The organism is Acidovorax sp. GW101-3H11 (assembly GCF_001633105.1).
In the GTDB taxonomy this organism is placed as follows: Bacteria; Pseudomonadota; Gammaproteobacteria; order Burkholderiales; family Burkholderiaceae_C; genus Acidovorax.
Genome location: NZ_LUKZ01000029.1, coordinates 205,731 through 215,061 on the forward strand (window position 1 = coordinate 205,731; position 9,331 = coordinate 215,061).

Below are 9,331 nucleotides of genomic sequence, written 5' to 3' on the forward strand. Positions count from 1 at the left end.
GCACGTGCGGTGGCCGCCACAAGCGGCATGATGGCCCAGCGCTGGTGCGTGTTGCATGTGAAGGCGTAGGCATGTTTTTTGAAAAAGTGCTGGACCGCGAGGCCCCCGGAATCCGTGGATTGCTTTGGGTGCTGGCGGCCGCCCTGCTGGGGGCCGTGCTGGTGGTGCAAGGAGCACTGCAGTGGCGCAGCACCGAGCGCGCGGCCGAGCGCTCGCGCCTGCTGCAGCAGACGGCCGACGCCCTGATGAGCCAGACCACGGGCGGCTCCATGCTGGGCGCGGTATCGCTGCTGGGCCTGAGCGAACCCCTGCTCAAGGAAATGGCCCTGGGCCACCTGTCCCCGGACAACCCCGATGCGCTGGCGCGGCTGGCCGTGGCGCGCGGGCGGTTTTTGGTCAACGGCGTCTATGTGATCTCGGCCGATGGCACGGTGGTGGCGCATGAGACGCCCGGCACCCGGTCCACAGGGCTCAACCTGGCGTTCCGGCCGTATTTCCAGCAGGCCATCCGGGGCGCCGTCAGCGTGTACCCCGCCGTCGGCAGCAACACGCAGGAGCGGGGCTTGTACTACGCCGCGCCGCTGTATGAGGGCGACACGCCGACCGGTTCCATCATCGGGGTGGTGATGTTCAAGCAGGGTTTTGAGCCGGTGGACCTGCTGCTCAAGCGGGCGGGGTTGCCCACGGTGCTGCTCTCGCCCCAGGGGGCTGTGTTTTCCTCCACGCGCCCCGAGTGGCAGTTTGCCGTGGCCCCACCGCTGACCCAGGCGCGCATTGATGCCCTGCGCGCATCGGGCCAGTTCGGGCAGTTCTTCGAGAAAGGCGTGGCCTCGGCCCTGCCGTTTGCAGCCGATGCAGGCGAGGTGGTGCTCAACGGCGTGGCCTATGCGGTGGCCCACCGCGCCATCGAGTGGAACGACCCCGGGGGGCAGTGGCAACTGGTGATGCTCGACGACATCAGCACCCTGATGACGTCCACCCAGCGGGTGCAGGTCGGGGCGGTCGCGTTTGTGGCCATCAGCCTGCTGGGGTTGTTGCTGCTGGACCTGCTGCGCAGCCGCGCACGGGTGGCGTCGGCGCTGGAGCGGTTCCGCTTGCTGGGCGCGGCGCTGGAGAGCAGCCCGGTCTCGGTGGTCATCACCGATGGCGAAGGCTACATCGACTGGGTCAACCCCCAGTTCGAGCGCAACACTGGCTACACACTGGAGGAAGTGCGCGGCAAAAAGCCATCGCTGGTCTCCAGTGGGCAGACCCCGGCGCAGACCTACCAGGTCATGTGGTCTGCGCTGCTGTCAGGGCAGTCGTGGCAGGGCCATTTTGTGAACCGGCGCAAGGACGGCAGCACTTACCACGACGAAGCCACGCTGTCGCCGGTGTTTGATGGCAAGGGTCGGCGCATTGGCATCGTGGGCCTGCACGAGGATGTGTCCGCGCGCATCGAGGCCCAGAAGGAGCTGGAGCGGCGCGAACGCCTGCTCAACGAGCTGCTGGAGCAGCAGACGGCCATTTTTGACAACGCACCGCCCATCGTGCTGGTGTGCGACGGGCATTTCCGGCAGTTCAACCCGGCGTTTGTCGAACTCATGGGCGGCACGGCCTCGCAGTTACTGGGGCTCGGTGTGTCGGTGCTGTTTGGTGGCCCGGGCCACTCGGACCTGTTCACCGCCCGGGTGGCGCCCAGCCTGGCCGCTGGCCAGGCGCTGCGCGAGACGGCCACCTTGTTCCGCCTGGACGGCAGCCGCTTCGAGGCGCGGCTGGCGGGGCGCAGCCTCAAGATGGACGACTTCGGCGCTGCCTCCATCTGGGTGATCGAGGACGTGAGCGACCAGCGGCGTGCCGAGCTGGCCATCCAGCAGACCAAGGAGCGCCTCGAGCTAGCCCAGGAGGCGGGCAAGATCGGCGTGTTCGACCTGAACCTGCTGACCGGCGAAATCCTGTGGTCCGACAAGCTCGCGCAGATGATGGGCCTGCCGCCTGGCACCCAGCCCGATGGCCGCGACTTCTGGCTCAACTGCCTGCACCCCGAAGACCGCGCGCAGGCGGCGGCCTATTTCGACAGCTGCCTGGCCGGAGCCGAAGACCACCTGCGCGACTCCTGGCGCATCGTGCGCCCCGATGGCGAGGTGCGCTGGTTCCTGGAGGCCGCACGCATCTTCCGCAACGCGCAGGGGCAGCCCGTGCGGGTGGTCGGGGTCAATGTGGACATCCACGACCAGAAGCTGCTGGAAGAGCAGGTGGCCGGGCAGCTGGACTTCCAGCAAGCCCTGATCGACGCCATCCCCGTGCCCCTGTTCTACAAGGGGGCCGACGGGCGCTATGTGGGCGTCAACCGCGCCTACGAGCAGGCTTTTGGTGTGGAGCGCGAGACCCTGGTGGGCAAGACCGTGATGGACCTGGAGTTCCTGCCCCACGCCTCGCGCGTGCTTTTCGAGCGCGACAACGCGCTGGTCCTGGCGGGCGGGCAGTCGGTGCACCGCGAGGTGGACCTGCCCTACGCCGATGGCGAGATGCACCACACGCTGTTCTGGCTGCATGGGTTCCGGCGCGCAGACGGCAGCCCCGGCGGCACCATCGGCACGTTTGTGGACATCACCGACCGCCAGCGCGCCGAGCAGGAACTGCGCCGCGCCAAGGAGCTGGCCGAGGAATCCACTGCGCTCAAGTCCAACTTCCTGGCCAACATGAGCCACGAGATCCGCACGCCGATGAACGCCATCATCGGCATGTCGCACCTGGCGCTCAAGTCCGGCCTCAGCCCGCGCCAGCACGACTATGTGAGCAAGATCCAGCAGGCGGGCCAGCACCTGCTGGGGGTCATCAACGACATCCTGGATTTCTCGAAGATCGAGGCGGGCAAGCTGGTGGTGGAGCGCCAGCCGTTTCTGCTCGACCGCATGCTGGAGAGCGTATCCGACGTGGTGGGCTACAAGGCGGGCGCCAAAGGGCTGGAGCTGGTCTGCGATGTGGCGGCCGATGTACCGCCCAACCTGGTGGGCGACGCCTTGCGCCTGGGCCAGATCCTCATCAACTTCGCCAACAACGCCATCAAGTTCACCGAATCGGGCGAGATCAGCATTGCCGTGCGGCTGCTGGCGGAAGCGGGCCAGCAGGTGCGCCTGCGGTTTGAGGTGCGCGACACCGGCATCGGCCTGACCGAGGAGCAGATGGGGCGCCTGTTCCAGAGCTTCCAGCAGGCCGACACCTCCACCACCCGCCGCTATGGCGGCACGGGGCTGGGGTTGGCGATCTGCAAGAGCCTGGCCGAACTCATGGGTGGCGAGGTGGGGGTCGAGAGTGTGTTTGGCCAGGGGTCCACCTTCTGGGTGGCCGTGCCGCTGGAGCGTGGCGCGGCGGCCCGGGTGTTGCTGCCGCCGCCCGACCTGCGCGGCAGCCGCGTGCTGGTGGTGGACGACAACCACACGGCGGCCACGGTGCTGTCCGACATGCTGCACGCCATGGGTTTTGAGGTGGAGCAGGCCCACTCCGGCCTGGAGGCGCTGGACCGGCTGCGCGAATCCATGGCGCAGCACAAACCGTTTGGCTTGCTGCTGCTCGATTGGCACATGCCGGGCATGGACGGCGTGGAGCTGGCGGGCCACATCCGCAGCCTGGGCATGGCCAAAGTGCCGCAGATGCTCATGGTGACCGCCTACGGCCGCGAGGACGTGATGCGCGCCGCGCGGGCCCAGGGTATCGAGACGGTGCTCATCAAGCCCGTCAACGCTTCGGTGCTGTTCGACACCCTGATGCAGCCGCTGGAGCACTCCACGGCTGCCGGGCGCCGCACTGTCTCCCCCGCACCGGCGGCCGATGAGCTGCCGCTGGAAATCCGGGGCGCCCAGGTGTTGCTGGTGGAGGACAACGAACTCAACCAGATGGTGGCCATGGAACTGCTGCTGGACGCCGGGTTTGCCGTGGATGTGGCGGAAAACGGCCAGATCGCCATCGACCGCATCGAGCGCAAGCATTACGACGCCGTGCTCATGGACATGCAGATGCCGGTAATGGATGGCGAAACCGCCACCCGGGCCCTGCGCAGCAACCCCCGGCATGCCCAGCTGCCCATCATTGCAATGACGGCCAACGCCATGGAGGCCGACCGCCAGCGCTGCTTTGCGGCGGGCATGAACGACCATGTGGCCAAGCCCATCGAACCTGCAGCCCTGTGGGCGGCCCTGGGCCGGTGGATACGGCCCCGCGCGGGCCTGGGGGCTGCCGCTGCCCAGGCCGGAGTGCCGTCGGGGCGCACGGGTGAAGACGCCGCCTTGTTGCCGCTGACGCGCAAGCCCGACCTGCCACCCCCCTCCGTGCCGCTGCCCACCGTGGCCGGACTCGATACGGCCCTGGGCCTGCAGCGCGCACTGGGCAAGCCGGGGCTCTATGTGGAGCTGTTGCGCCGGTTTGCCGAGGGGCAGGCGCCGGTGCTGGCTGAGCTGCAGCAGGCCCTGGCCGCCAACAACCTGGGCGTGGCCGAGCGCCTGGCCCACACACTGCGGTCGGTGGCTGCCAACATCGGGGCGCCTGCCGTGTCGGAGCGCGCCCAGGCGCTGGAGCATGCGCTGCGGTTTCGCCATGGCAACGAGGCCATCGTCCACGTGCTGGCCGAGCTGCGCGCGGCCCTGGTGCCGCTGCTCGCGGGGTTGCAGGCGTGGCTGGTGGAGTCGGTGGTGGTGGCGGAACCCGCGCCTTTTGTGCGGGAACCGGGCGGGGCATTGGCGGTGGATGGGGCGGCGCAGGCCGTGCAGCGCCTGCGCCACCTGCTGGAGCAGGATGACCCTGCAGCCACGGAATTTTTCCAACACAATGGTAAAACTCTGGGCGCGGCCTTGGGGAGTCTTTTCAAGACCGTCGAGATGCACACCCTGAACTTTGATTTCGAGCAGGCCCTGGAGGCCATGGCGGCCGTGCCGGGTTCCGAATCCCTGGCGGCCCCGCTCTCCTGAACGGCCCCCCCAACGGCACCCTCCAACGGCATTACAAGCAGGACATCCATGGACAACGCGCCCTTTGCTGCCAGCCAGGCGACACTCGTTGACAAGCCGATCGCCACAGTGCTGGTGGTGGACGACACGCCCGAAAACCTCACCCTGATGGGCAGCCTGCTGCGCGAGCACTACCTGGTGAAAGTGGCCAACCATGGCGAAAAGGCCATCAAGATTGCCCAGTCAGGCACGCCACCCGACCTGATCCTGCTCGACATCATGATGCCCGAGGTGGACGGTTACGAAGTCTGTCGGCGCCTGAAGGCAGCGGCGGCCACGCGCGACATCCCGGTGATCTTTCTGACCGCGCGCTCCGACCCCGACGACGAACGCATGGGCCTGGCGCTGGGTGCGGTGGACTACATCACCAAGCCCATCAGCCCGCCCATCCTGCTGGCCCGCGTCAACACACACCTGGCGCTCAAGGCCACGGCCGACTTCCTGCGCGACAAAAGCTCCTATCTGGAGCGTGAGGTGGCCATGCGCACGCTGGAGGTGCAGGCCATCCAGGACGTGACCATCATGGCCATGACCTCGCTGGCCGAGACGCGCGACAACGAAACCGGCAACCACATCCGCCGCACCCAGCTCTACATGAAGACGCTGGCCGAGCGCTTGCGCCACCACCCGCGCTTCGAGCATGTGCTGAACGACCGCATGATCGAGCTACTCTACAAGTCCGCGCCGCTGCACGACATTGGCAAGATCGGCATCCCCGACAGCATCCTGCTCAAGCCGGGCAAGCTCACGGTGGAAGAGTTTGAAGTGATGAAGACCCACACCACGCTGGGCCGCAATGCCATTGAAGAGGCTGAGCGGCGCCTGGGCATGCGCGTGGCGTTCTTGAGTGTGTCCAAGGAGATCGCCTACAGCCACCAGGAAAAGTGGGACGGCACGGGCTACCCGCAGGGGCTGGCGGGTGATGCGATCCCGGTGTCGGCGCGCCTGATGGCCTTGGCCGATGTGTACGACGCGCTGATCAGCAAGCGTGTGTACAAGCCCGCGTTTTCACACGATCAGGCCTGCAGCACCATCGTGCGCGGCAAGGGCACGCACTTCGACCCCGACATGGTGGATGCGTTTGTGGACATCGCGGAGGACTTCCGCAGCATCGCCCAAAAATACCCGGACCCGGTATAGCGTTCATCCCCCTGAGTCGCTTCGCGCCTTCCCCCTTCTCTCGAATTGCTCCGCAATTCGGGAAGGGGGACGCAGCCAGTGCGGCGGGGCGGCCCTTGCACAGCTGCCCTGGTGTGCGTCTCGCCCGCTGCACGGTCCAGCTACCAGGCCCCACCCAAGGGGCATCGTGCGTCGGCTTCACCGCTGTGCGCGGTGGATGGATTTAGAACGGCGCGTCTTCGCCCTTGGCGGTGTCGGCCTGGGGGGCGGCCGATTCGGCTGCGTCCGCAGCGTCTTCTGCCTCCGGGGCGCTATCGGCTTCAGGCGCATCGGCCGCAGCCGCCTGGCGCACGGCCGCCTTGTCGCCAGCGCTCGCAAACTTGCTGTACTTGCCCAGGACGGGCACCAGCTGGCCGTACACGCGGGGGTTGCCCGCCAGGCACTCGCGCTGTTCCAGGAAGTCGGCCTCGCCCGTGAAGTTGCCCACCAGGCCACCGGCCTCGGTCACCAGCAGCGAGCCTGCGGCCACGTCCCAGATCGACAGGCCGGTCTCGAAGAAGCCGTCGGTGAAGCCCGCAGCCACGTAGGCCAGGTCCAGCGCGGCGGCGCCGGGGCGGCGCAGGCCGGCGGTGCGCTGCATCACGTCGGCCATCATGTTCAGGTAGCTCTTGAAGTTGTCGCCCGGGCGGAAGGGGAAGCCGGTGGAGATCAGGCAGTCCTTGAGCTGGGTGCGCTTGGAGACGCGGATGCGGCGCTCGTTCAGGTAGGCGCCACGGCCCTTGGTGGCGGTGAACAGGTCGTTGCGGGTGGGGTCGTACACCACGGCCTGCTCGACCTTGCCCTTCACGGCCAGCGCGATGCTAATGCAGTAGACGGGAAAGCCGTGGATGAAGTTGGTGGTGCCGTCCAGCGGGTCGATGATCCAGACAAATTCCGAATCCTTGGCGCCGTATTCCTTGCCCGACTCTTCGGCCAAGATGCCGTGGCCGGGGTAGGCCGTCAGCAGCGTCTCGATGATGATTTTTTCGGAGGCGTGGTCTACCTCGGTCACAAAGTCGTTGATCTGCTTTTGCGAGATCCGCACCGATTCCACGTCCAGGGCCGCGCGGTTGATGATGGCGCCGGCGGCGCGAGCAGCCTTGATGGCCACGTTGAGCATGGGGTGCAGATTGGACGACATAAATTGTGGTGGTTGGCAGCGCACGGCCAGGGTGGCGCGGGCGTCTGCGTACAGGATGAGCGGGGAGGTCAGGCCCGTCCCGGCGATGCGGGCGGCGACAATAGAGGGCGGGATTTTACCCGCAGTGCCCTTTTTTGCCTAACCGGCAGCTTTTCCCCTCCTGCTCCGCCCGCCCATGAAGACCCGTTTTGTCCTGATCAACACCAGCCACGCCGGCAATGTGGGCGCCGCCGCCCGCGCCATGAAAACCATGGGTTTCGACGATCTGGTGCTGGTGGCGCCCCGCTGGGCCAACGTGCTGCGGCGCGAGGAAACCATCCAGCGCGCCAGCGGCGCCCTGGATGTGCTGAACAACGCGCGCATCGTGGACACGCTGGACGAGGCGCTCGACGGCATCAGCCACCTGTGCGCCACCGCCATGACGCCGCGCGACTTTGGCCCGCCCACGGCCGCGCCCCGTGCCCACTTTGAAATGCTATTGAATCAGGAGCTATCAAGGCAGGATGGATGCGCGCAAGAGGCCGAAAATGCTTCAAACCCAGAGGCGCCTGAGCCCGGAGCAGCCCGCCAGGCGGGCGTGGCCTTTCTGTTTGGCTCCGAGCGGTTTGGCATGACCAACGAGGATGTCTACCGCTGCCATGTGGCGCTGTCGATTCCCACCAACCCCGGCTTCGGCTCGCTCAACCTGGGCGCGGCCATCCAGGTGATTGCCTACGAATGGCGCCAGGCGCTGGGCGGTTTTGCGGTGCAGGACGCCACGCCTGCCCGCGCGCTGGCCGATGCTGCGCAGGTGGCAGGCATGCTGGGCCACTGGGAGCAGGCGCTCACCGCCATCGGTTTCCTGGACCCGGCCGCGCCCAAGAAGCTCATGCCCCGCCTTAACCAGCTTTTCAACCGCGCGCAGCTCAGCCCCGAGGAAATCCACATCTTGAGAGGTGTCGCCAAAGCCATGATCGAGACGGCGCAGGCGAAACGATAGACTGTGCAGCCCATAAACACATAACCAAAAGAAACGAAACCGCCGATGCTCGCCCGCCTGCGCTCCGATATCCAGTGCATCCTCGACCGCGATCCTGCCGCGCGCAGCACGTGGGAGGTGATCACCTGTTATCCGGGCCTGCACGCGATCTGGCTGCACCGCCCCGCGCACTGGTGCTGGAACAACGGCCTCAAATGGCCCGGCCGCTTCATCTCCAACTTCTCGCGCTGGCTCACCGGCATCGAGATCCACCCCGGCGCCAAGATCGGCGAGCGCGTGTTCTTCGACCACGCCATGGGCGTGGTGGTGGGGGAGACGGCCGAGATTGGCGACGGCTGCACCATCTACCAGGGCGTGACGTTGGGCGGCACCTCGCTGTACAAGGGCGCCAAACGCCACCCCACGTTGGGCAAAGACGTGGTGGTGAGTGCGGGGGCCAAGGTGCTGGGGGGCTTTGAGGTGGGCGATGGCGCCAAGATTGGCAGCAACGCCGTGGTCATCAAGCCCGTGCCTGCTGGCGCCACAGCGGTGGGCATCCCGGCGCGCATCATCCCGTCCAAAGAAGGCCAAAGCGCTGACGTGACCGAACCCCAGCAGCAGCGCAAGTTCACGGCCTATGGCATCACGCAAGAGGACGACCCGCTGTCGCAGGCCATGCGTGGGCTGATCGACAACGCGTCATCACAAGAGCACCAGATTGCCTTGCTGTGGCAAGCGATTGAGAAGCTGTCGGCCATGCAGAAGACGCAAGACTGCGTGCCCTGCGATGCGGCCCTCAAAGAGCAGTTTGAGGCGGGCAAGCTCACCGAGCTGGTGGGCAAATAAAAGCCCTGGCCTGTGGGGGCATGCGGGGCTGTGCGCATTGCATCGCTCCGCACGGTCGCCTTGAGTGGCTTGTCAGCGGCCCTCAGTTTTTGATGTATGAATCGCCCCGGCTTTCGTGGAGGCCAGTTGGTTTAAGTCAGGCCACCATCATGGCAGTCTGACTGGCGAGTTGCCGGTAGTAGTTTGCCTCAGCTTCTACGGGCGGGATGTACCCGATGGGTTCGAGCAGCCTGTGATGGTTGAACC

General features: G+C 66.6%; 5 protein-coding genes. 4 read left to right on the forward strand and 1 reads right to left on the reverse strand.

Annotation, left to right across the window (positions count from 1 at the left end):
* The first annotated feature begins 71 nt into the window (after positions 1-71).
* Together A1D30_RS21285 and A1D30_RS21290 are read left to right on the forward strand one after the other, a co-directional pair.
* Positions 72-4,943, forward strand: a complete 4,872-nt coding sequence (locus A1D30_RS21285; protein ID WP_063462716.1) for a PAS domain S-box protein — start codon at positions 72-74, stop codon at positions 4,941-4,943.
* 48 nt (positions 4,944-4,991) lie between these two features.
* Positions 4,992-6,122: a two-component system response regulator gene (locus tag A1D30_RS21290; RefSeq protein WP_063462717.1), complete on the forward strand. Its 1,131-nt coding sequence runs from the start codon at positions 4,992-4,994 to the stop codon at positions 6,120-6,122.
* Between the two features lie 202 nt (positions 6,123-6,324).
* On the opposite strand, the gene A1D30_RS21295 is transcribed toward A1D30_RS21290, so the two are convergent.
* Positions 6,325-7,281, reverse strand: a complete 957-nt coding sequence (locus tag A1D30_RS21295) for an inositol monophosphatase family protein (protein ID WP_063462718.1) — start codon at positions 7,279-7,281, stop codon at positions 6,325-6,327.
* 175 nt (positions 7,282-7,456) lie between these two features.
* Here A1D30_RS21295 and A1D30_RS21300 point away from each other — a divergent pair, with 175 nt between their 5' ends.
* Both A1D30_RS21300 and cysE read left to right on the forward strand, forming a co-directional pair.
* A complete protein-coding gene (locus A1D30_RS21300; RefSeq protein WP_063462719.1) occupies positions 7,457-8,260 on the forward strand; it encodes an RNA methyltransferase in 804 nt (267 codons plus the stop codon).
* A gap of 45 nt (positions 8,261-8,305) precedes the next feature.
* Positions 8,306-9,085 (forward strand): serine O-acetyltransferase, encoded by a 780-nt coding sequence (gene cysE, locus A1D30_RS21305; RefSeq protein ID WP_063462720.1) that lies wholly within the window; start codon positions 8,306-8,308, stop codon positions 9,083-9,085.
* The last annotated feature ends 246 nt before the right edge of the window (positions 9,086-9,331 follow it).